This window comes from Cellulomonas endophytica, assembly GCF_004123805.1.
Classification (GTDB): domain Bacteria; phylum Actinomycetota; class Actinomycetes; order Actinomycetales; family Cellulomonadaceae; genus Cellulomonas; species Cellulomonas endophytica.
Genome location: NZ_RWJX01000059.1, coordinates 1 through 21,133, shown reverse-complemented (window position 1 = coordinate 21,133; position 21,133 = coordinate 1). Strand labels below are relative to the sequence as shown.

Annotated in this window: 19 protein-coding genes and 1 pseudogene; 3 read left to right on the top strand and 17 right to left on the bottom strand. The window is 77.8% G+C overall.

Translation table 11 applies throughout. The annotated features are described in order from the left end of the window. The 3 genes and pseudogenes from EJA20_RS18765 to EJA20_RS14270 all read right to left on the bottom strand — a co-directional run. A pseudogene (locus tag EJA20_RS18765) lies at positions 1 to 2,656 on the bottom strand (hypothetical protein); the annotation flags it as partial. A gap of 105 nt (positions 2,657 to 2,761) precedes the next feature. Next, positions 2,762 to 3,652 (bottom strand): carbonic anhydrase, encoded by an 891-nt coding sequence (locus EJA20_RS14275; protein ID WP_129339151.1) that lies wholly within the window; start codon positions 3,650 to 3,652, stop codon positions 2,762 to 2,764. A gap of 115 nt (positions 3,653 to 3,767) precedes the next feature. Beyond that, on the bottom strand, positions 3,768 to 5,273 hold the full coding sequence (locus tag EJA20_RS14270) for a CoA-acylating methylmalonate-semialdehyde dehydrogenase (RefSeq protein WP_129339149.1): 1,506 nt from the start codon (positions 5,271 to 5,273) through the stop codon (positions 3,768 to 3,770). Between the two features lie 120 nt (positions 5,274 to 5,393). Between EJA20_RS14270 and EJA20_RS14265 the strand changes: the two genes are divergently transcribed. Next, complete coding sequence (locus EJA20_RS14265; RefSeq protein ID WP_164983993.1) at positions 5,394 to 6,995, top strand: PucR family transcriptional regulator; 1,602 nt, start codon at positions 5,394 to 5,396, stop codon at positions 6,993 to 6,995. Between the two features lie 26 nt (positions 6,996 to 7,021). On the opposite strand, the gene EJA20_RS14260 is transcribed toward EJA20_RS14265, so the two are convergent. The 6 genes from EJA20_RS14260 to EJA20_RS14235 form a co-directional block, all read right to left on the bottom strand. Next, the gene (locus tag EJA20_RS14260) at positions 7,022 to 7,870 is read right to left on the bottom strand and encodes a DUF4394 domain-containing protein (protein WP_129339145.1); all 849 of its coding nucleotides are present in this window, start codon (positions 7,868 to 7,870) and stop codon (positions 7,022 to 7,024) included. Positions 7,871 to 8,006: 136 nt separating this feature from the next. Then, positions 8,007 to 8,603: a hypothetical protein gene (locus EJA20_RS14255; protein ID WP_129339143.1), complete on the bottom strand. Its 597-nt coding sequence runs from the start codon at positions 8,601 to 8,603 to the stop codon at positions 8,007 to 8,009. 147 nt (positions 8,604 to 8,750) lie between these two features. Then, on the bottom strand, positions 8,751 to 8,891 hold the full coding sequence (locus tag EJA20_RS14250; RefSeq protein WP_129339141.1) for an Rv0909 family putative TA system antitoxin: 141 nt from the start codon (positions 8,889 to 8,891) through the stop codon (positions 8,751 to 8,753). 99 nt (positions 8,892 to 8,990) lie between these two features. Further along, complete coding sequence (locus EJA20_RS14245; RefSeq protein ID WP_205687511.1) at positions 8,991 to 10,106, bottom strand: epoxide hydrolase family protein; 1,116 nt, start codon at positions 10,104 to 10,106, stop codon at positions 8,991 to 8,993. A 118-nt stretch (positions 10,107 to 10,224) separates the two neighbouring features. Beyond that, positions 10,225 to 11,814 carry an OmpA family protein gene (locus EJA20_RS14240; protein ID WP_129339136.1) on the bottom strand — a complete coding sequence of 530 codons (1,590 nt, stop codon included), beginning with the start codon at positions 11,812 to 11,814 and terminating at the stop codon, positions 10,225 to 10,227. 76 nt (positions 11,815 to 11,890) lie between these two features. Continuing rightward, entirely contained in the window at positions 11,891 to 12,766 is an 876-nt protein-coding gene (locus EJA20_RS14235; protein WP_129339134.1) for a bacteriorhodopsin, read from the bottom strand. 168 nt (positions 12,767 to 12,934) lie between these two features. On the opposite strand from EJA20_RS14235, the gene EJA20_RS14230 reads away from it, so the two are divergent. Then, positions 12,935 to 13,432, top strand: a complete 498-nt coding sequence (locus tag EJA20_RS14230) for a MarR family winged helix-turn-helix transcriptional regulator (RefSeq protein WP_129339132.1) — start codon at positions 12,935 to 12,937, stop codon at positions 13,430 to 13,432. 49 nt (positions 13,433 to 13,481) lie between these two features. On the opposite strand, the gene EJA20_RS14225 is transcribed toward EJA20_RS14230, so the two are convergent. After that, positions 13,482 to 14,144 (bottom strand): Type 1 glutamine amidotransferase-like domain-containing protein, encoded by a 663-nt coding sequence (locus EJA20_RS14225; protein ID WP_129339130.1) that lies wholly within the window; start codon positions 14,142 to 14,144, stop codon positions 13,482 to 13,484. Positions 14,145 to 14,278: 134 nt separating this feature from the next. Between EJA20_RS14225 and EJA20_RS14220 the strand changes: the two genes are divergently transcribed. Further along, positions 14,279 to 14,665 carry a tautomerase family protein gene (locus EJA20_RS14220; RefSeq protein ID WP_129339128.1) on the top strand — a complete coding sequence of 129 codons (387 nt, stop codon included), beginning with the start codon at positions 14,279 to 14,281 and terminating at the stop codon, positions 14,663 to 14,665. A gap of 45 nt (positions 14,666 to 14,710) precedes the next feature. Here EJA20_RS14220 and EJA20_RS14215 read toward each other — a convergent pair whose 3' ends face one another. The 7 genes from EJA20_RS14215 to EJA20_RS14185 form a co-directional block, all read right to left on the bottom strand. Then, entirely contained in the window at positions 14,711 to 15,586 is an 876-nt protein-coding gene (locus EJA20_RS14215; RefSeq protein ID WP_164983992.1) for an amidohydrolase family protein, read from the bottom strand. A gap of 5 nt (positions 15,587 to 15,591) precedes the next feature. After that, complete coding sequence (locus EJA20_RS14210) at positions 15,592 to 16,113, bottom strand: VOC family protein (protein ID WP_129339125.1); 522 nt, start codon at positions 16,111 to 16,113, stop codon at positions 15,592 to 15,594. After that, positions 16,110 to 17,414 carry an endo-1,4-beta-xylanase gene (locus EJA20_RS14205; protein WP_129339123.1) on the bottom strand — a complete coding sequence of 435 codons (1,305 nt, stop codon included), beginning with the start codon at positions 17,412 to 17,414 and terminating at the stop codon, positions 16,110 to 16,112. Before EJA20_RS14205 ends, EJA20_RS14210 begins: the two co-directional genes overlap by 4 nt. 40 nt (positions 17,415 to 17,454) lie before the next feature. Next, the gene (locus tag EJA20_RS14200) at positions 17,455 to 18,255 is read right to left on the bottom strand and encodes an SDR family NAD(P)-dependent oxidoreductase (RefSeq protein ID WP_240675515.1); all 801 of its coding nucleotides are present in this window, start codon (positions 18,253 to 18,255) and stop codon (positions 17,455 to 17,457) included. After that, the gene (locus EJA20_RS14195; RefSeq protein WP_240675514.1) at positions 18,252 to 19,352 is read right to left on the bottom strand and encodes a Gfo/Idh/MocA family protein; all 1,101 of its coding nucleotides are present in this window, start codon (positions 19,350 to 19,352) and stop codon (positions 18,252 to 18,254) included. Before EJA20_RS14195 ends, EJA20_RS14200 begins: the two co-directional genes overlap by 4 nt. Before the next feature lie 26 nt (positions 19,353 to 19,378). Beyond that, positions 19,379 to 20,167, bottom strand: a complete 789-nt coding sequence (locus EJA20_RS14190) for a carbohydrate ABC transporter permease (RefSeq protein ID WP_129339121.1) — start codon at positions 20,165 to 20,167, stop codon at positions 19,379 to 19,381. A 3-nt stretch (positions 20,168 to 20,170) separates the two neighbouring features. After that, positions 20,171 to 21,133 (bottom strand): carbohydrate ABC transporter permease (locus tag EJA20_RS14185; protein WP_205687510.1); only part of this gene is annotated, 963 nt, incomplete at its 5' end.

Genomic DNA, 21,133 nt, shown 5'->3' with positions numbered 1-21,133 from the left:
CCGCGAGCCGGGCCCGCGCGGCCGCCGCGCGGCCCCTCGCCCCGCCCGCCTCACCGCCCCCGTCCCTGCTCCCGTCCGCTCCCCCGTCCGCGCGCCCGTCCGCGCCGGCACCCCCCGAGGGCGCGGGCGTCGGCGCCAGCGCCGCCAGGAGGTCGAGGCGTGCCAGCGCCACGGGGTCGCCCAGCGACCGCCACAGCGCCCGCGCCTGGTCGACGAGGGCCGCGTGCCCCGGGCTGCCGGCGGCGAGCGCCGCCCGCAGGTCGAGCGCCCCCGCGGTCGTCCGGCGGTCCCCGGTCCGCGCCGCCTCGCGCTCCGCCGCCTCCAGGTGCCCCTCGACGGGCGAGCGCGCGGCGAGGGCGACCCACGCCGCCCCGAGGTGCGCCGCGGCGAGCATCGTCCCGGGCGCGACCGCCACCGCCTCCGCCGCCGTCCGCACCGCCGCCGCCGGGTCCTCGTCGACGAGCAGCACGGCGGTGCCGGTGAGCGCGGTGCACCGGGCCAGGGCGTCGCCCCCGGGTCCCGCCGCCGCGAGCGCGGCCGCGAACGACGGACGGGCCAGCGCCGCGTCGCCGCGCAGGAGGTGGGTGTCCCCCAGGGCGGCGAGGGGGAGGGCGGTCGACCCGGCGCCCACCGCCCGCGCGCGCGCCACCGCCTCCTCGTGGTCGGCGAGGGCCTCCTCGAGCCGGCCCCGGTACAGGCGCGCGTAGCCGCGCACGACGAGGGCGACGACGCGCGACCCGTCGTGGCCGGTGAGCTCCGCGCGTGCCAGGGCCTGCGTCGCCCGCTCCTCCGCCCGCGCCGCGTCGCCCTCCTCCAGCGCGGACGAGGCCGCGTTGACCCGCGCGCGCAGCTCGAGCAGGACGTCGCCCGAGCGCTCCGCCCGGACGACCGCCTCGGCGTCGTGGGCGGCCGTCGCGGCGCGGTCCCCCTCCGCCGCGGCGACGACGCCCAGGGCCGCGTGCGCAGCAGCCAGCGCCCCGTCCTCGCCCGACCGACGCGCGGCCGTCATCGCCGCCTCCGCGTGCCGGCGGGCGGCGGCCGGGTCGCCCTCGAGCCACGCCACCGAGGTGGCCCACGAGGCCAGCCGCGCGCGGTCGCCGACGCGGGCGCCGGCCGTGTCGGCGCGCGCCAGGACGGCGGCGGCCGCCCCCAGCGCGCGCCGGTGGACGTGCACGAGGACGAGCCGCCAGGCCAGCGCGGCCGGGACCGGGACCGCGGCGGGCCCGCCCGGCAGACGCGCGGCGGCGTCCTGCCAGGTCCGCAGGGCCCCGTCCCAGTCCCCCCGCACGTGCCGCGCGGCCGCCTCGGGGACCGCGACGGCCGGGTCGCCGGTGAGCCCCGCACCGTCGAGCGCGTGCAGGAGCGCCTCCGCGTAGGCGGCCGAGGCGGGAGCGCCGGCGAGCGCCGGGTGCGCGAGGAGCGCGAGGAGGTCCGGCGCGGACAGGCCCCCCGCCGCCGTGGCGAGCGCGTCGGCGGGCGCGCCCGCGTCGACCCACCACCGCGCCAGGCGGGCCCGCAGCCCCCGCCGCTCGGCGTCCGGCACGTCGGCGAGCCCACGGGCGGCGTCGGCGAGGGGCTGCGGCACGGCGAGCACGCCGTCCCGGGGCCGCACGAGCCCGCGCCGGACGAAGGCGTCGACGTCGGGCTCGACGCCCGAGCCCCGCGCGGCCTCGGCCGTGAAGGGCCCGAGGGCGGCCAGGCGGGACAGGCGGCGGGCGAGGTCGGCGTCGCCCTCGAGCACCTCCTCGAGCAGGTAGGCCGCGAGGGGCGACCCCGGTCGGCCCAGGCCCGCCAGGACCCGCGGCCGGTCCTCCGGCGGCACGGCCGCGAGCGCGTCGGCCGCGAGCCGGACGAGGGCGGGCCACCCCCCGGTCGCGGCCGCGACGGCACCGGCGCCGGCCTCGTCGCCGACGACCTGGCGCAGGAGCGCGGCGACCTCGTCCGGCGCGAGCGCGAGCGCGTCCGGCCCGACCTCGGCCACCTGGCCCGCCGCCCGCCACCGGGCCAGACGCAGCGCCGGCGCCCCCCGGGACACGACGACGAGCGCGAGCCCCACCGGGCCCAGGCCGACGAGGGCGTCGAGCACGGCGACCGCCGCGCCGGACGGCACCCCGGGCGCGGCGTCGGGCCCGGCGTCGCGCCCGGTGACGGGCCAGGCGTCGGGCCCGGTGCCGGATCCCGCGTCGGACCGGGTGCCGGACGTGATCCCGGCGGCGTCGTCGACGACGAGGAGCAGCGGGTCGTCGCCGAGCCGCTCGTGCAGCGTCTCCGCGAGGGCGGCCCCGATCGCCGCGCCCCGCGCCGCGGACGGCGGGCTCCCGTCCGGGCCGCCCGGCGGGGTCGGCAGGGGGGTCGGCAGCGGGGACGGCACGGGCACCGACGGCCCGTCCCCCGCCGGCCGGACGCGCGCGACGGCCGCCAGCAGCGCGGCGGCCAGGACCTCCGGGTGGGCGTCCTCCGGGCCCGTGGTGCACCAGGCACCGTCCCGGGCCCGCGCCCAGGCCGCGGCCAGCGTGGTCTTGCCCGCCCCGGCGCCGCCCGTGACGACGGTGACGCGCCGGTCGGCGACCTCGTCGGCCCGGCCGTGCAGGCGCGGCCGCTCGAGCAGGGGTCGGGGCGGCAGGGGCGGCCGGACCCGGCCCGCAGCGATCCGCACCGACCCTCCCGAGGACCCGCCCGCCCCGGCGCAGCGGCCGGGGTCGGGCCGATCGTACGGGCGGGCGGTGCCCGCCGGGGCGGGTCCTGCGAGGGGACCGGCCGGTCAGCCCGCCGTGCGCACCAGGACGCCCGCCGTGACCTCCCGGTCACCCAGGTCCTGCACCGGCCGGGCGCTGTCGCCGTGCGCCTCGCCGAGCGCCGCGAGCTGCTCCGCCGACATCTCGACGGTGTCGGCGAGGACGACCCAGCGGACGGGCTCCGAGCACGGGGGCGTCGTCAGGCTGCCCGCGTAGGACCAGAAGACCCCGCCGGCGGGCAGCAGGTCGGCCGTGTCGAGCCGCACCGGCGCCCCGGACCCCTCCCCCTCGAGGAAGGTCTCCCACGCGGGCGAGGGTGCGCCCGTGCGGACCCGCACCCCGACCACCAGGAGCCCCTCGGCGTCCTCGTGGACCAGGTGCACCTCGGCGTCGACGGCCTCGCCGGCGACCGTGTGCTCCGCCGGCGTGTGGGCGTGCAGCTGCACGAGGTGCAAGGCGCGTCCCTCGTGCACGAGGCCGCCCTCCGAGCCCGTGGCGGTCAGCTGGAGCACGTGCCCGGTGTCGGCGACGGCACCCGTCACGGCGCCCGTCGTGAGCTCGACCTGCGCCGTGGGCGCGGGCGGCACGGCCGGCAGGTCGACGGGCGACTGGTGCTCACCCAGCGTGCAGGTGCCGTACTCGTCGGACAGCTCGGCCCAGTGCTCCGGGCCCTCCGCCCCGGTGTAGGACCAGTGGGCGGGGGCGGCCTCCCCGTGGCCGCCGGAGGCCGGGGTGGAGGGTTCGACGGACGAGGGGGACGGCGACGCCGACGGCCCGGCCGCGCCCGCGGCGGCCGACGGGCCGGTGCAGGCGGACAGGACCAGCGCGGCAGCCAGCGGCAGGGCGACGAGCGGGAGGGCGGCGGGCCGGACGACGGCGGGCCGCACGGCGGACGGGGGCAGGGACGGACGGGGCACGGAGGTCTCCTCGGACCGGGCGGACGTGACGCGAGGAGACGCTAGGGACGGCGGTTCGGGTGCCCTGAGGGTGGCCTTCGGGCGGGCACGTCGCCGGTGCCGCCAGGCGGGTGCGCTACTTCTGGGCGTCCCCGGAGAAGTGGAAGGACGCCGGCGCCGCGGGCCGGTCGCGGTGCGGCCACCGCTGGGTGACGACCTTGCCGCGCGTGTAGAACCGCACGCCCTCGGGCCCGTAGACGTGCGACTCGCCGAACAGGGAGTCCTTCCAGCCCCCGAAGGAGTGCCAGGCGACCGGGACCGGGATGGGCACGTTGATGCCCACCATGCCGACCTTGACGCGCCGCCGGAACCTGCGCGCCGCCTCCCCGGACGCGGTGAACAGGGCCGTGCCGTTGCCGTAGGGGTTCGCGTTGACGAGCTCGATGGCCGCGTCGAGGTCGGGCACGCGCACCACGTCGAGGACGGGCCCGAAGACCTCCTCGCGGTACACGTCGTGCTCGGGCCGCACGTGGTCCACGAGCGTCGGCCCGACGAAGAACCCGCCCTCGTGGCCCGGCACCACGGTGCCGCGGCCGTCCACGACGAGGGTCGCCCCCTGCTCCTGCGCCGACGTCACGAGCCCCTCGATCCGCCGCTTCGCGGCCGCCGTGATGACGGGGCCCATGTCGGCCCCCGGCGTGCTCCCCGGCGCGACGCGCACGGCCCGGGCCCGCTCGGCGAGGCGAACGACGAGCGCGTCGGCCACCGACTCCTCCACCACCGCGACCGACAGGGCCATGCACCGCTCGCCGGCCGCGCCGAACGCCGCCGCGGTCAGCTGCTCCGCGGCGTCGTCGAGGTCGGCGTCGGCCAGCACGACGCCGTGGTTCTTGGCCCCGCCGAGCGCCTGCACGCGCTTGCCGTGCGCGCTCGCCGTCGCGTGGACGTAGCGCGCCACGGGCGTCGACCCGACGAAGGACACCGCCTCGACGTCCGGGTGGTGCAGGAGGGCGTCGACCACGACCCGGTCGCCCTGGACGACGGAGAAGACCCCGTCGGGCAGGCCCGCACGGGACCAGAGGTCGGCGAGGAACAGGGACGCCGACGGGTCGCGCTCGGAGGGCTTGAGGACGAAGGCGTTGCCGGCCGCGATCGCCACGGGGCTCATCCACAGCGGCACCATGACCGGGAAGTTGAACGGCGTGATGCCGGCGACGACCCCCAGCGGCTCCCGCGACGACAGCACGTCGATCCCCGTCGCGGCCCCGTCGGAGAACTCGCCCTGGAGGAGCTGCGGCACGCCGCACGCGAACTCGACGACCTCGAGCCCGCGGGCGATCTCGCCGCGGGCGTCGCTCAGCACCTTGCCGTGCTCCCGGGACACGAGCGCCGCGAGCTCGTCCGTCGCGCCGACGAGGAGCTGGCGGAAGGCGAAGAGCACCGATGCGCGCTTCCCGAGCGACATCTGCGACCACGTCTCGGCGGCGGCGACGGCGGAGGCCACCGCTCGGTCGACGTCCTCCGCGCTGCCCAGGGCGACGTGCGTGATCGTCTCCCCGGTCGAGGGGTCGAGCACGGGCTGCTCGCCCGTCCCGGTCGAGGCGGCGGGCTTGCCGTCGATCCAGTGCGCCACAGTCGTCATGCGGGTCCTCCCCGGGTGCGGTCCGACCCGGATCGTCGCCCGTCGGCGGCGCGCAGGACAGTGCCAGACTGTCGAGGTGCACCCACCGGTCCCGCCACCGTGTCCTCCGGGGGCGGCCCCGTGGCCGTGACCCTGCGGGACCTGCTCGGCGTGGACCGGTTCCGTCTCCGTCTGCTCGTCGCGCAGGACGCGGCCGACGGTGCGCCCCCCGCGCTCGACCGGCCGTTGGCCTGGGCGCACTCGTCCGACCTGCCCGACCCGACCCCCTGGCTCGAGCCCGACGGTCTGCTCCTCACGGACGGGGTCCACCTCGTGGGCGCCGACGCCGCGACGGCGGAGGCGTACGTCGCCCGTCTCGTCGCGGCCCGCGTCCGCGCGCTGGGCTTCGCGACGGACGTCGTGCACGCACGGGTGCCGGCGGTCCTCGTCGACGCCTGCGCGCGGCAGGGCCTGCCCCTCGTCGAGGTCGCCGACCGCGCCCCGTTCATGGCGCTCATCCGCCACGTCTCGGACGCCCTCGCGCACGAGCGGCAGGAGCGCCTGGAGTGGTCGCTGGCCGCCCACCGCGCCGTCGCCCGGGCCGCGCTGCGCCCCGACGGGCTCACGGCCGTGCTCCGCGAGCTCGAGCGCCGGCTGGGCTGCTGGGTCGCCCTCGTGGACGCCGCCGGGAGGCCCGTCCCCGTGCGCACCCGGCGCCGGCCCCCGCCGGAGGCGCTCGGCGCCGCCCTCGACCGCGCCCGGACGATGCTCGCCCGGGGCCTGCGCGCCTCGTCGACGCTGCCGGGGGACGCCCCCGCCGCCGACGTCACGCTGCAGACCCTGGGCGCCGCGGGCACCCCGCACGGGGTCCTCGTCGTCGGGACGCCCGCCCCCCTCGACCCCGTCGGGCGGGACCTCGTCGCGGGGGTCATCGCGATCGCGTCCATCGCGCTCGAGCAGAGCCGGGGCCTCCTCGCCGCCCGGCGGCGGCACGCGGGCGACCTGCTCGAGCTGCTGCTCGCCGGGGCGATCGACCCGGCGGCGACCCTCGCCCCGCGCGACGCCGGCGGGCCGCTCGCCGCCCTGCCCGAGCCGCCCGTGCGCCTGGCGCTCGTCCCCGCGGGCGGGGACGCGGGCGGGGACGCGGGGACCGGGGACGCCGGCGACGACCCCGTCGCGGCGGCGCTCGAGCTGCGGGACGCGGCCGGGGACGGCGGGCACCTGTGGGCCCGGCGGCCCGACGGCACCCTCGTCGTGCTGCTGCCCGCCGCGGACGCCCCCGAGGTCGTCGCGCTCCTCGCGCCGACGGGACGTCCCCTCGGGGTCTCGGGCCCCGGCGGCCTCGCCGCGCTGCCCGCCCTGCTGGCCGAGGCGCGTCGGGCGGCCGAGCGCGCCGCGGCCCTGCCCACCGCCCCACCCGCGCCCGGGGGCCGCGCCGTCCTCTTCGACGCCCCGACCGAGGGGCTCCTCGGGCTGCTCGCCGCGGCCGGCGGCGTCGAGCACGCCCGTCGCCGGCTCGCCCCGCTCCTGGCGCACCCCGCCGCCGACCTGCTCGTCCCGACGGTGCGGGCCTGGCTCGAGGCCGGGCTGCGGGCCGACCCCGCCGCGCGCGCCCTCGGCGTGCACCGCCACACCGTGACGGCGCGGGTGGCGCAGGTCGAGGCGCTGCTCGACGTCGACCTGCGCCGTTTCGCCGCGTGCGCCGCGCTCTGGGCCGAGCTCGAGCTCGCCGGCGCGGGCTGACCGCTGACCTCGGACGGCGCCCGGGGTCAGCGCACGGAGACCGCGAGGTCCACGACCGCGGGCCGGGTGCCGACGGTGCGCGTGGACCCCTCCACGACCGCACCGGTGGCGAGGTCGACGACGGACAGCGTCGTGCGCCCGCCGTCGACGAGCGCGACCAGCGCGACGTCCGTCCCGCCCCGCGTGGCGATGTCGAAGCCCGCCCGGGTGCCGACGGGCAGACCGAGACCGGGGCCGACCGGGACGAGGCCGCCGGCGTTGGGCGGGTCCTGGCGGAGCAGGGCGTCGGTGGTCGCCGAGAGGTTGTACAGGACGGTGCCGGTGGCGGGGTCCGTGTCGCTGCCGGTGTAGGCCGCCGCCGTGACGCCCCGGCCGCCCGGGGTCAGGGCGCCGTCGACGAAGGTCGTCCCCGTCGCCCCCGCGGCACGGTCCGACAGCAGGACGCGGAGGTTTTGGTCGGCGTCGCTGACGACCCGGAGGGCGTCGGCGACGGGGTTGACGTCGACGCCGAAGCCGCCGCCGACGAGGACCACGGGCGCGCCGTCGACGCCCCGCAGCGGCGTCGAGGACGTCACGGCGCCCGTCGCGGGGTCGAGGACCACGAGCCGTCCCGTGCCGTCGTCGCCGCGCACGACTCCGACGAGCTGGTCCGTCAGCGGCCGGCGGTCGATGCCGAGGAGCTCGCCGCGCAGGCCCGTCACCTTCACGGAGCGCGTCACCTCCTCCGGCGACCCGGCGAGGAACGTCACGAGGCGGCCGTTCTGGGTCAGGCCGGTGACCTCGAGGCGCTCGTGCGCCGCCTGGGCGGGGCCCGCGGCGAGGACCCCGGCCACGAGGGCGGCGGCGAGGGTGAGGGCGGGGACGGTGGGGCGCATGGTCGACCTCCGGACCGGGCCGGTCGGCGTCGACCGGCGGCTGTGCCGGCGGGAGCGCCGACCCCTCGGGTTCGGTGCCGCGGCCCCCGCGGACGGGTCGTGCGGCGCGGGGTCCGGGGGCGGCGGGCGTCGGGCCCTACGCGCAGCGGTGCCAGGGCTCGTCGAGCCCGAGCCGCTCCCGCAGCCAGGGGACCTGCTCGCCCTCCACGGCGAGCTCGACGACGCCGTCGGGGGTGCTCGCCCGCAGGATCCGCGCGCCGGGGCGCGCGCTGCCGTCCCGCCACCGCGTCGTCCGTCCGGTGTCCCGGACGTCGAGGACGAGCAGGACCAGGGGGCCGTCGGCGAGGATCCCGTGCCCGGCGCCGGAGAGCACGAGGGCGGCCCGGCCGGGGCGTGCCCGGACGCTGCGCCAGCGCGGCCCGAGCCCCCGGTGCTCGCGGTCGGGGTCGCGCACGACGACCTCGACCCAGCCCGACCGGGCCCGGCGCCGCTGCCGCTCCCGCCGGGCCCGGGCCGCGAGGACCACCGCCGTGCACGCGCCCGCCGCGACCGCCGCGAGGGTCACCACGGCCGGCAGGAGGCGGTCGCCGAGCCGCAGCCCGGCCGCCACCGCCGCGGCGCCGGCCAGCACGACGCCGGCCGGGGCGAGGGCGCGGGCCGAGACGCGGGCCAGGACGCGGGCCAGGACGCGGACGAGATCGCGGGCCCTCGGAGCGGGCACGGGCAGCAGCACGACGACGCCCCTCTCCCCCGGCGGCCGTGCCGGGGCACCATCGTCGCGCGCGAGGGGCACTCCTGCCCCCCGACGGCGCGGCGCCGGCGCACGACGACGCCCGCCCCCGGTGACCGGGGACGGGCGTCGTGGGGTGCTGCGGCGGCGTCAGCCGCCGATCTTCTCGTCGGCCGCGCTCTGCGCCTTGTCGATCTGGTCGCCGTGGCCGCCGGCCTTGGCCTCCGCGGCGTCGCCGGCCTTGTCGATGCCGGCGTCGCTCGCCTTCTCGGTGATGTCGTCCAGGCCCATGTCGGCTCCCCTCGTCGTGCTCGCGCCCGGCCTGCCCGGGCCCGCCCTCGAGTCTGCGACGCGGCCGCCGCACCCGCGACCGCTGCGGCCGTGGCGGGGCTACCGGTACGGCCGGAAGAAGTCCCGCAGCTCCTGGGCGTACAGCTCGGGCTCCTCGACCGGCGCGAAGTGGCCCCCGCGCGCCGGCTCCGTGACGCGGACGAGCCGCGTCGTCCGCTCGAGCCAGGCCCGCGGCGGCCGGAGCAGGTCCCCGGGGAAGAGCGAGAACCCCGAGGGCACCTCGACCCGGCGGGCGTGCTGCTCCGCCGGGATCGCCGCGTTCGCGCGGTCCATGCGCAGGGAGGAGCCGATCGTCCCCGTGAACCAGTAGCGGGACAGCAGGTCCAGGACCGCGTCCCGGCCGATGCCGTGCCCGTGCGGGTCGCTCCACGCGTGCAGCTTCTCGACGAGCCACGCGGCCAGGCCCGCCGGCGAGTCCGTGAGCCCCACGGCCAGCGACTGCGGCTTCGTGCGGTGCACGGCGGCGTAGGCCCCCTCGGCCGCACCCCACGCCGCGGCCTGCGCCACCCAGTCCCGCTCCGCGGGGGTGAGCGCGGCGGGGTCGACCGGCACGGGCACCCCCGCGTCCGTGCGGTGGACCGCGACGACCCGGTCCGGGTGGTCCAGCGCCAGGTACCGGCTCACGTGGCTGCCGATGTCGCCGCCCGCCGCGCCGAACCGCTCGTAGCCCAGGGCCGTCATGAGCCGCGCCCAGAGCCCGGCCACCGCGACGGAGTCCAGGGGCACCGGGGGGCGCTGCGACCAGCCGAACCCGGGCATGTCGGGGACGACCACGTCGAAGGCGTCGGCGGGGTCCGCACCGTGCGCGCCGGGGTCGGTGAGCAGCGGCACGACCGTCTCGAACCGCCAGGAGGAGTCGGGCCACCCGTGGCAGAGCACCAGCGGCAGGGCCGGCCCCGCCCCGGGGACCGCGCGGGCGTGCACGACGTGCAGGTCCAGCGCGTCGAGGCGGACGGTCCGGCGCGGGAGGCGGGCGAGGCCCGCCGACCAGGCCTCGAGGTCGAACGCCGCCCAGTCCCGGACGACCTCGCGGAGGTGGTCCAGGTCCGTGCCGAGCGACCACCCCGCGTCCTCCGGGGCGTCGGGCCACCGCGTCGCGAGGAGCCGGCGCCGCAGGTCGGCGCGGTCCGCCGGGTCGACCTGCACGAAGGGCACGGGGCCCGCCCCTCCCGTACCGGGTGCAGTCCGCGGGGGCTGCGGCCGTCCGGCCGTGCGCGGTCCGTCCACGGCGCCGATGCCGGCACGACACCGGGGGGTCGCGGGCGGCTTTCCCTCAGGGACGGACGGGGATGTCCGTGAGCCGGAAGGCCTGCGAGCCCAGCGCGCCGTCGACCTGCACCGAGACGGTCGCGGGCTCCCCGACCTCGGGGTAGACGAGGCTGTAGGTGCGGGTCTGGCCCCCGTCGAGACGGCCGACGGTCTCCAGGTCCGCGGCGGGCAGCCACGTCTCGGGGACGCCCTCCCGCACGGGCTCGGAGCGGTGGTCCATCGGGTGGACGGCGGTCGACCCGAGCAGCAGGGTCACCCCGGCCGCCGAGGTCTGCGTCGTCCAGGTGCCGGGGCGGTAGGAGAAGACGCTGGAGAGGAAGCCGACGCCGGAGAAGGGGTCGACCTCCTCGTCGAGCGCGGTCACCTCCAGGTCGACCACGACGTGCCCGTCGACGAGCCGGGCCTCCGGCGCGGCCACGCGGAAGGGCCGGCCCTGCTCGACCCTCACGCCCTCGGGCCCGGTGGCGACGGGCCCGTCGAGCGGCGGGGGCGCGCCGGTCGTCGCCGGAGCCGGCGTCCCGGTCGCCTCCGCGACGAGCTCGAGCGCCACCCGCCGGTTGCGCGCGCGGTCCTCGGGCGAGGTCCCCGTCACGACGGGCTCCGTCTCGCCGCGGCCGGACACCTCGAGCGGGTGCCGCGCGGCGTCGACCCGCGTCGCGAGCGCGGCGGCCACGCTGCGCGCCCGCCGCTCCGAGAGGTCCTGGTTGTAGGCCGCGTCGGCCACGTCGTCCGTGTGCCCGACGACGCGCACGGTGCCCGGCCCCCGCGCCTCGAGCTGCGCCACCGCCGCGTCGAGGGCCGCCTGCGCGTCGGGCGACAGGTCGGCGGAGTCCGGGGCGAAGAGCACGTCGGCCCCGAGCGTGATGGTCACCGCCTCCGGCGACGCGAGCGTCGCGACGGCCCCGCCCAGCTCCCGCGTGTACGAGGCGAGGGGCACCACGGGCGCGACGTCGACGGCCGCGGGGCCCGCGTCGGAGGACGGGGTGGGGGTGGCGGAGGGGGTGCCCTCCCCCGCCGCCGGCAGGACCGGTGCCGGCACGTCGCCCGCGACGACCGGCACGCTCTCGACGTAGGCCGTCCCGGGCAGGAGGAGCCCCAGCGCCTCCACGTCGGCCGGCGGTGCCGCGTACACCGCCTGCAGGCGCGTGCCGCCCCGCTCCACGGTCAGCCACCCGCCCCGTCCGGTGGCGACCGGGTCGCCGTCGCCGTCGAGCGCGACGAGGTACGCCGTGTCCGCGGCGAGGTCGAGCAGCCGCACCGCGCCCGGCGACGGGACCGGGTCGACGGCGGTGGCCCCGAGGAACGAGGCGAGGAAGAGCCCCTCGTCGGGCGTCTCCTCCGCGTGCAGGTCCACCGTCAGGACGAGGTGCTCCCCCGTGCGCACCAGCGGGTGCACGTCGGCGCGCACCTGCGTCCCGCCGGCGGTGAGCACGGGCGCCACCACGACGTCCTCGGGGTCCGGGGCGGGCGCCGCGGACGGCGTCGTCGCGGACGGCCGGGCCGGGTCCGGCTCGATCGGCGGCGGCCCGGCCGTGCAGCCGGCGAGCGCGAGCAGGACGACGGGGACCAGCAGGGACGGACGGGGACGACGCACGGGGACCTCGGGGGACGGGGGGCGGCGCAGGACGCCGCGAGCCGGGACAGGGTAGGTCAGCCCCGGCGGTCCTCCGTCAGGCCCGCGCGGCGCCCGCGGCCGGGCGGCGCGCGCCGTCCACCGCGACGACGGGCGCCCCGGCCTCCAGGGGCCTCTCGTCGCGCGCCCCCTCGACCCGCGCGAAGGCCGGGTCGTCGTCGAACGACTTCAGCCGTGCGACCCGGTAGAGGATCAGCGTGTAGACCGCCTTGGCCACGATGTCCGCCACGGAGTAGCCGACCTGCTTGGCCACCCAGGCGTCCGGGCCGGCGAGGTCGAGCATCGGCAGCAGGTAGGCGATCGGGTACACGCCCCAGCTGGCCAGCAGCAGGACGCGCAGCCGGCTCAGGTGGGTCCGCACGGCGGGGGGCTGGGTCGCCAGGGACCGGCTCAGCTGCACGAACAGGACGTAGAGGATGTAGAGGAAGGGGATCGTCGACAGGATGCCCCACAGGCCGCGGGAGCCGCCGTCCGCGTCGATCTCCCCGGGATAGCCCAGCACGATCATGAGCACCGCGGCGGGCACGAGCCGGACGAGGAGCGCCCGCTGCGTCGCGTGGGCGAGCGCCAGCACCGCCACGAGCTCGACGAGGAGCAGCGGCACGGTGAGGAGCCAGTCGACGCAGCGGTAGCCCTCGTTGAACCCCTCCCCGACGGCCTGCGTGTACGGGCCGGCGCCGCCGACGGCGTCGGTGGTGAACGCGGACCGGAACGAGTCGAAGATCCGGACGTAGTGGTAGGCGGCGATGCCGCAGACGACGATCGCGACCGTGATGGCCTGGCGGTACCGGGGCAGGATCCGCGGCAGCGCGACGAGCAGGAACACCGCGGTGAACAGCTGCGCGGCGATGACGAGGGACAGGGAGTTGTAGACCGTGTCGTACTGCGCGTTCGTCAGGACGTCGGGGATCACGAGGGCCTCCGGTGACCGCCGGTCGCGACGGACGCCGCGGCTCGACTCGTTTGAGACGCTGAACTGTTCACCGGGTGAAGGACAGGGAGCCGGACTGCCGGAACGGTCGGCGCCCTCAGCAGCACGACAGGATCGGGGCCGGCCCGGTCGCCCGGCCCCGGAGGCGCCATGACCGGCAGCAGCACGCCCGCACCGGAGCCGGCGGCCGCGCCGCGGCCTGCGGTGGCCCTCGGGGGCTTCCCCGAGGCGGCGGTCCACCTCGTCCGGGCGCTCGAGGCCCGGCGCCGGCACCTCGCCGCCGCGGCGGGCCTGTCCGAGACCGACCTGCGGGCCCTGTTCCGGGTGGCGGAGGCCGGCGGTCTCGCCCCCACGGGCCTCGCCGCGGAGCTCGGCCTCACCAACGGTGCGGTGACGGGGGTCGCGGACCGCCTCGTGCGGGCGGGGCTCGTCCGGCGGCGCGAGCACCCCCGCGACCGGCGCAGCCTGCACCTCGAGCTCACGCCGCACGGCCTCGAGCAGGTGGAGCGGATGCACCGCGACCTGCAGGCGCTGCTCTCCGCCGCCGGGTCGGGCGCGGGCGAGGACGACCTGCGGACGGCCACGGAGGTGCTCCGGCGCGCCACGGCCGCCCTCCGGGCGGCCCCCGACGTCGCCGCGGGACGCTAGGCCGGGCGCATCCCGGCCTCCCCGGGGCGCCGACCCGTCCGGCGCCGGGTCAGGTCCCGTACGCCACCCAGCGGCCCTCGGAGACGACCTCCACCGCGTCGCCGTCGACGACGACCGCGGTCTCCTCGTCGATCGCGTACGCGGGTCCGCCGATGGTCCGCGCCCAGCGCTCCGCGTGCGCGGGGCTGTTGCCGGGGAACAGGCCGAGGTGCGGGAAGAGCGAGAAGTCGACGAGGCCGAGCGTCCGGTCGTCCGGCGCGCCGGACCACTCGACGAAGTGGTCGCCGACCCGGGGCGTCATCACCATGCTCCCCGCGCTGACGCCGACCCAGACGAGGTCGGGCAGGGACGGCAGCAGGTCCGCGAGCCCCGACGCCCGCACCCAGTGGTGCAGGTACGTGGCGTCGCCGCCGTCGACGAGGAGCACGTCGGCCGCGCGCACCCACGGCACCCAGCGCTCCGGCCCGACGGTGGGCAGCGCGGTGAGCTCGAGCACGCCCAGCGACGCCCACCCCAGGCCCGTCAGGTGCGGCGAGCCCTCCCCGGCGGCGACGAGCCCCCGGACCGAGGCCGGTCCGCACATCGGGTGGCCCCACTGGGCCGTGGGGACGACCAGGGCGTGGCACTCCCCGACGGGTCGGCCCAGGAGCCGCTCGAGGGCGGTGCGGATGCTGGCGTTGGTGACGCCGCCGGACGTCAGCAGGAGCTTCACGGGTGTCCTCGGGGTGCTCGCGGGGAGGGGGACGTCGTGGAGACCGCCGGCGGGGCGAGAACTCGTCGCGGCCCCGCCGCCGCGCCTACCCTGCTCGGACCGTCGACGCGCGGCGGCCACGGAGGGGGCGGGCAGTGGCGCAGATCAAGGTGTACGGGCGCGCGGACGTCCTCGAGCCGTCGCGGCAGGCGGTCTCCGACGCGCTCCACGCGGCCGCCGTCGAGACGCTCGGCCTGCCCGCGACGAAGCGGTTCCACCGGTTCTTCCCCATGAGCGCCGAGGACCTCCCGCTCCCCGACGGCCGCTCGGAGCGCTACACGCTCGTCGAGGTCCTGCTCTTCGAGGGCCGCACCGTGGCGACGAAGAAGGCGTTCTACGCCCACGTCCTCGCGGGTCTCGGCGCCCTCGGGACCGCGCCCGTCGACGTGGAGATCACGCTCGTCGAGACCCCGCGCCACGACTGGTCGATCCGCGGCGTCCCCGGCGACGAGCTCGACCTCCCCTACCGCGTGGACCGGTAGGGCACCCGCGGGGCCGTCCGCCCGGAGGGGAGCCGGCCCCGGGCCTCACAGGCGCAGGACGCGCCCCGCGGTGCCCGCCAACACCGCCCGCTGCTCGTCGACGGTGAGCTCGGCCACGGCCGCGCGGAGCGCGCCGACGACGTCGCCGTACCCGCTCCACAGGCGCTCGACGGGCCAGTTCGTCCCGACCATGCACCGGTCGGGCCCGAACGCCTCCACGCACGCAAGGACCCACGGCCGCCGGCTCGCCGGCGTCCACCCGTGCTCGAACAGCCCGAGGCTCGAGATCTTCACGACGGTGTTCGGCTCGGCCGCCAGGGCCCGGAGCGCGGCGGACCAGGCCTCGCGGTAGGCGGCGTCGCGCTGCAGGGGCAGCCCGGCCTGGTCGACGACGAGCGTCACGTCCGGGAGCGCCCGCGCGAGCGCCACGCCCTCGGCGACGCCCTCGACCCCCACCGGGTGGCAGAACACCTCGCCGGTCCCGGACAGCAGCGCGAGGCCGCGCCGGAGGGCGGGGTCCGCGAGGGCGGCGGGCGGCCGGTCGTCGCGCACGCCGCGGAAGCGGCCGTGCGCCCGGTGGCGCTCCAGCACCGCGGCCGCGTCGGGGGCGGCCAGGTCGCAGGCCGCGACGAGGGCGTCCGGCCAGCCCGTCGCGTCGCCCAGGCCCTGGAGCCAGGCCGTCTCCGCCACGGGGTCCGGCCCCGTGGCGGCCGCGGCGTGCACGACCGCCGTCACCCCGTGCAGCCGCGCGTCGGCCCGCAGCTCGGGCACGGAGTACCGGTCGACGTCGAGGCCCGCCAGGTCCCCGAGGACGGGGTGCCGCCCCGCGTCCAGCCAGCCGTAGGCCAGCCCGGAGCGTCGCCGGTCCCACAGGTGCACGTGGGTGTCGACGAGGGGCAGCACCCCCTCGGGCGGCGTCACGCCGGTCAGGGGCGCGGCTTGATGTTGAGGTTCACGCCGAGCCGGGCCTCCGCGTCGACGACGGTCCACGAGCCGCCGGGGTAGAACCCCACGGTCCGCAGCGCGTAGCCCTCCGCCTGGAGCTCCTCGACCACGGCGTCCCGCTCGTCGCCCACCACGAAGCCGAGGTGGTGCACGCCCGGGCCGTGCGCGGTGAGGAACTCGCGGAACGTCGAGGGGTTCTCGTCCGGCTCCTGCAGCTCCAGCACGAGGCCGCGCTCGGGGCACTCGATCACGGCGAGCTTGAGGCTGTAGGCGGCCGTGTCCCCGCGGTACGTCTCGTCGGGGTTCGGCTCCTTCGACGAGACGCGCACCTCGGGGCGCTCGACGTCGAGCAGCCGGCACCAGTGGTCCAGCGCCGCCTCGACGTCCTCGACGACGATCGCGACCTGCAGGAGCCGCGCGAGCGGCACGGGGTGGGCCATCGGCGGCCGGGCCGGGGACCCGGCGGCCGGGGTGGCCGAGCGGCCCGGGGTCGCGGCGCTCATGCCGCCACCGCCCCATCGGCAGCCGCGGCACCGGCGGCACCCTCGGCACTCTCGGCGTCGCCGACCGTGACGTCCGTGCTCGTGCCGCCGCCCGTGACGCGGTAGGTCCCCGCGAAGCCCTCGACCGCGACCCGCCCCTCCGCGTCGGTGCGCACGGTCGTCGGCGCGAGCCACCAGTCGCCCTTCACCAGGCCGTGCAGCGCGTCGTACGACGGCTTCGTCGTGCCGTCGGCGCGGACGAGCCCGACGGGCGCGCCGAGCCAGGACCCGGCGTCGGTCAGCCCCCAGTACGTGACGGCGTCGACCTGCGGGTGGGACAGCAGCGTCGTGTAGTGCCGCACCATCTCCTCGGCCTGCCGCTCCTCGCCCTCGGGCGTCGTCGGCCACTCCGGGACCCGGTAGTCGTTGAGGTCGTCGATCTCGGGCGGCATGAGGTGGCCGGACACGAGCGTCGTCTCCGTGAAGTGCAGCGGCAGCCCGAACCGGCTGAACCGCTCCAGCACGTCCCGCGTCCTCTCCTCGCCCCAGTAGCCCTGGTGCATGTGGCTCTGGAGGCCGAGCGCGTCGATCCGGATGCCGGCGTCCAGGCACTCCTCGATCAGCCGCTCGTACGCGGGCGACATGTTGAAGTCGTTGAGCAGCAGGCTGATGCCCGGGTTGCCCTCGCGCGCCGTCTCGAACGCCAGGCGCACGGTGTCGACCTGCCCGAGCTCCTGGCACAGCCGCGTCAGGCCGTTCTCCTCCTTGTCGAAGACCGGCATGATGACGACCTCGTTGATGGCGTCCCACAGGTCCACCACGCCGGCGAAGTCGCGCGTCTCGCGCAGGATGCGCCCGCGCAGGGCGGCCTCGACCTCGTCCGCGGGCAGGTCCAGCAGCCACTGCGGGGCCAGCGTGTGCCAGGCCAGGGGGTGCCCCTTGACGCGCACCCCCCGCTCGACGAACCACTCCGCCGTCCGCAGGAGGCGCCGGGTGTCGGGGCGGCCGCGCTCGGGCTCGAAGGCCGCCCAGTAGAAGGGCAGCGTCGAGAGGTTGAACAGGCCGGTCCACAGCTCGGCCAGGAGCGCACCCTGGGACGGGTGGGCGCCGCCGAAGGGGTTGTCCGGGACGGCCTCGGTCTCCCCGTTGGCGAAGGGGATGAGGTCGAAGCCGATGTTGCCGAACCCGAAGGCGTGCGCCGTCTGCTCGACGACGACCTCCGCGTCCGCCAGGGGCCGGCCCGCGGCGTCGCGGACGACGACCTCGGTGCGGCGGAGCCGGTGCCGCAGGGGCTCGGCGACGGTCAGTGCTGCGTGCTGCATGGGTGCGACCACTCTCTCGGGACTCAGGGGGTGTGGGACGTCAGACCTGGCTCATGCCGCCGTCGACGACGAGCTCCGCCCCGGCGACGAAGCTGCTCTCGTCGGACGCCAGGAACAGGGCCGCCGCGGCCACCTCGTCGACGTGCCCGACGCGGCCCAGCGGCACCATGGCCTCGATGCGGCGCAGGGTCTCCTCGCCGTGCCCGACGAAGTCGGAGAACCCCTCGGACATCGTGGGCCCGGGCGACAGCGCGTTCACGCGGATCCGGCGGTCGCGCAGCTCGGAGGTCATCGTGCGGGCGAAGGAGCGGACGGCGGCCTTGCTCGCGTTGTACACGCCGTGCGTCGGGTCGCCGTTGGAGCCGGAGATCGACCCCAGCAGGACGACGGCGGCCCCGTCGCGCAGGTGCGGCAGCGCCTTCTGCACGGTGAAGAACGACCCGCGCACGTTGAGGTCGGCCACCGCGTGGAAGAGCTCGGCGGTCATCTGCGGCAGGGGCGCCTCGGAGCCGCCGCCGGCGTTCGCGACGAGCACGTCGAGGGGCCGGCCCGTCGCGGCGACCGCCTCGACGAGGCGGTCGAGGTCCTCGAGGGAGGCGGCGTCGCCGACGACGGCGGTGGCCCGCTCCCCCAGGGCCGCCCGGGCGGCCTCGAGCCGGTCGGCGCGGCGGCCGGTGAGGACCACGTCCGCGCCCTCGGCGACGAACCGCCGGGCGATCGCGAAGCCGATGCCGGCGCTCGCGCCCGTCACCACGGCGAGCCGCCCCGCGAGCAGGCCGCGGCCCGCCCCGGTGGTCGCCCCGGTGGTCGACCCGGCCGGCGCCCCGGTGGTCGTCGTCACGAGGCCCACACCTCCTTCGCGACGCGCACGTCCTGGCCGGTGCGCGCGGACTCCTCGATCGCCAGCCCCAGCGCGTGGTCCTGGCACGCCTCCGCCAGGCCGTACGGGCCGGGGCCCTCGTCGCGCGCCCACGCGCCCGTGGCCTCGAGGAGGTCCGCCACCGCGAGGTCGTCCTCGGAGAACCGCGTGCCCGCCCAGGCGTTGCGCCAGACGACGCGGCCGTCGAACGAGGCGTGCGTGACGTCGTTGCCCTCGAGGTTCATGTCGACGCCCGTCCGCCGGTAGGCCACCGGGGACGTGACGACCCCGTCGGGCGTGAGGCGCGTGACCGTGTCGTCGACGACCTCCCCGTGGGAGCCGCGCACGACGATCCGGCGGGCCCGCAGGGGGTTCCACCACTGGTTGTCGACGAAGTCGTAGAGCCCGGTCCGCCCGTCGCCGAAGTCCAGCGTCGCCAGGGTCGTCGTGGCCGGCCGCGGCTGCGGGTCCGGCACCCAGCCGTCGAAGGTGAGGGGGTCGACGAGGGGCGCGACGAACGTCCGCGCGTTCACCACCGCCTCCTCGAAACCCACGCCGAGGAAGCCGCGCACGAGCGAGGTCGCGTGGTACAGGTGGGTCGAGGCCACCTCGACGCCCGTCACCTGGCCGATGGTGCCGGCGCGCACCACCGCGAGGCGGGCCGCGTGCCCGGGCATGAGGGTGTACTGCTCGGCCACCTGCACGAGCCCCGAGCCGCCGACGTCGTCCCAGAGCCGGCGCAGGCCCGCGAGGTCGGGGGCCGGCGGCGTCTCGGCGAGCGTGCGCACGCCCGCCGCGACGAGGTGGCGGGTCACCTCGGGCATGGAGGCCCAGGACACGGACGCGACGACGAAGTCGGGCCGGTCGGCCAGGGCCTCGTCGACGGTGGCGACGGTGCGGACGTCCCAGCGGGCGGCGACGCGCTCGGCCGCCGCGGGGGTCCGGGCGACGACGGCGGTGACGCGCAGGCGCTCGGGTGCGGCCTGCGCGAGGCGGAGGAAGAACTCCGACCGCCAGCCGGTGCCGACGACGGCGAAGCTCGTGGGTGCGGGCACGGGGGTGGGCACGGCGGTGGGCACGGCGGTGGTTCCTCTCGGGGGACGGGTCACTTCAGCGCGCCGGCCGCGAGGCCGCGCTCGAAGTACTTCTGCAGGCACAGGTAGGCGACGACCTCGGGCACCGCGGTGATGACCGCGGCGGCGAGCACGCCCGTCTGGTCGTTCGTGTACTGGCTCGTGAAGAACGACGGGAGCAGGGTGACGACCTGCTGGCCGGGGTCGTTGAGCATGAGCAGCGGGAGCAGGTAGGCGTTCCACGCGTTGATGAGCGTGAGCACGACGATCGCCGCGGCGATGGGGCGCGTCAGCGGCAGCACGATCCGCCAGAAGACCTGCACGATGCTCGCGCCGTCGACGCGGCCGGCCTCCATGAGCTCGCTCGGGATCCCGGCGAAGAACGTCCGGGCGAGCATCACGGTGAAGGGCACCTGGAGGGCGGCGAGCGGCAGGATCACCGCGATCGGCTGGTTGTAGACGTCGAACGTCGACGCGGTGACGAACAGCGGCGTGAGGAGCACGGCCTCCGGCATCGTCAGGGCCAGGACGAGCACCCAGAACCAGACCTCGCGGCCGGCGATCCGCAGCTTCGCGAAGCCGAAGGCGGCGAGCATCGTCGTGACGTAGACGAGCGCGATCGTCGCGGCGGCGAGGACGACGCTGTTGCGGAAGTAGGTCCCCACGACGCCCGTGGCGAAGACCTTGGCGTAGTTGCCCAGGCCGGCGCCGGCGAGGGAGCCCTGCACCATCGCGACGAGGGGCAGGACGAAGGGGACGACGAGCACGACCGCCAGGAGCTGGAGGCCGAGCCGGGCGGCGGGGGTGCGGGCCTCGAACACGGGTCAGCCCCTCTCGGGGCGACGGGCGCGCAGGGTCATGAGGACGCCGCCGGCCACGGCGAGGACGAGCAGCGCGACCGAGATCGCGGCGGCGTAGCCGAAGTGCTTCTCCTGGACCATCGTCGAGTAGACGAGGGTGCCCAGGAACTCCGTGGCGTGGTTGGGCCCGCCCTTCGTCACGAGGTACGGCACGTCGAAGGTCTTGAGCGCGCCGATGAGCCCCAGGAGCGCGAGCGCCGCGGTGGTGCCGCGGACCATGGGCCAGACGATGGCGCGCAGGGTGCGCAGGTTCCCGGCGCCGTCGATGCGGGCGGCCTCGAGCACCTCCGTGTCGATCTGGCTCATGGCGGCGTAGAAGAGGATGAAGGTCAGCCCGGTCCACTGCCAGACCGTCACCGCCATGACGACGGCGAGGGCGGTGCCGCCCTCCGCCAGCCAGGGCCGGGCGAGGGCGTCCAGCCCCACCGCCCGCAGCGCGGTGTTGAGCTGCCCGTCGGCGTCGAAGACCTGCCGGAAGACGGGCGCCATGATGGCCGGCGCGAGCACCGTCGGCAGGAAGACGAGCACCTTGTAGAGGGTGCGGAACCGCAGCCCCGAGTGCATGAGCGCCGCGAAGACGAACCCGAGCACCGTCTGCACCGTGAACGTCACGACGAAGAAGACCCCCGTGCGCCCCAGCGCGCCCCAGAACACCGGGTCGCCGACCATCTGGACGTAGTTCGCCCCGCCGACGGGCTCGGGCTCCGAGAGGATGAAGCCGTTCCAGTCGAGGGTCGAGACCCAGCCCGTGTAGCCCAGGGCGAAGTAGACGACGCCCACGACGAGCGCCACGGAGGGCAGGATCCACGGCAGGCCCGACGCCACGCGCGGGCCCGTGCGCCCGGCGCGGGGGGCACCCGCTCCCGGCGCTCCGGCGGCGCCGGGCGCACCGGGGGTGCGCCCGGCGGCGCCGGGCGCACCGGGGGT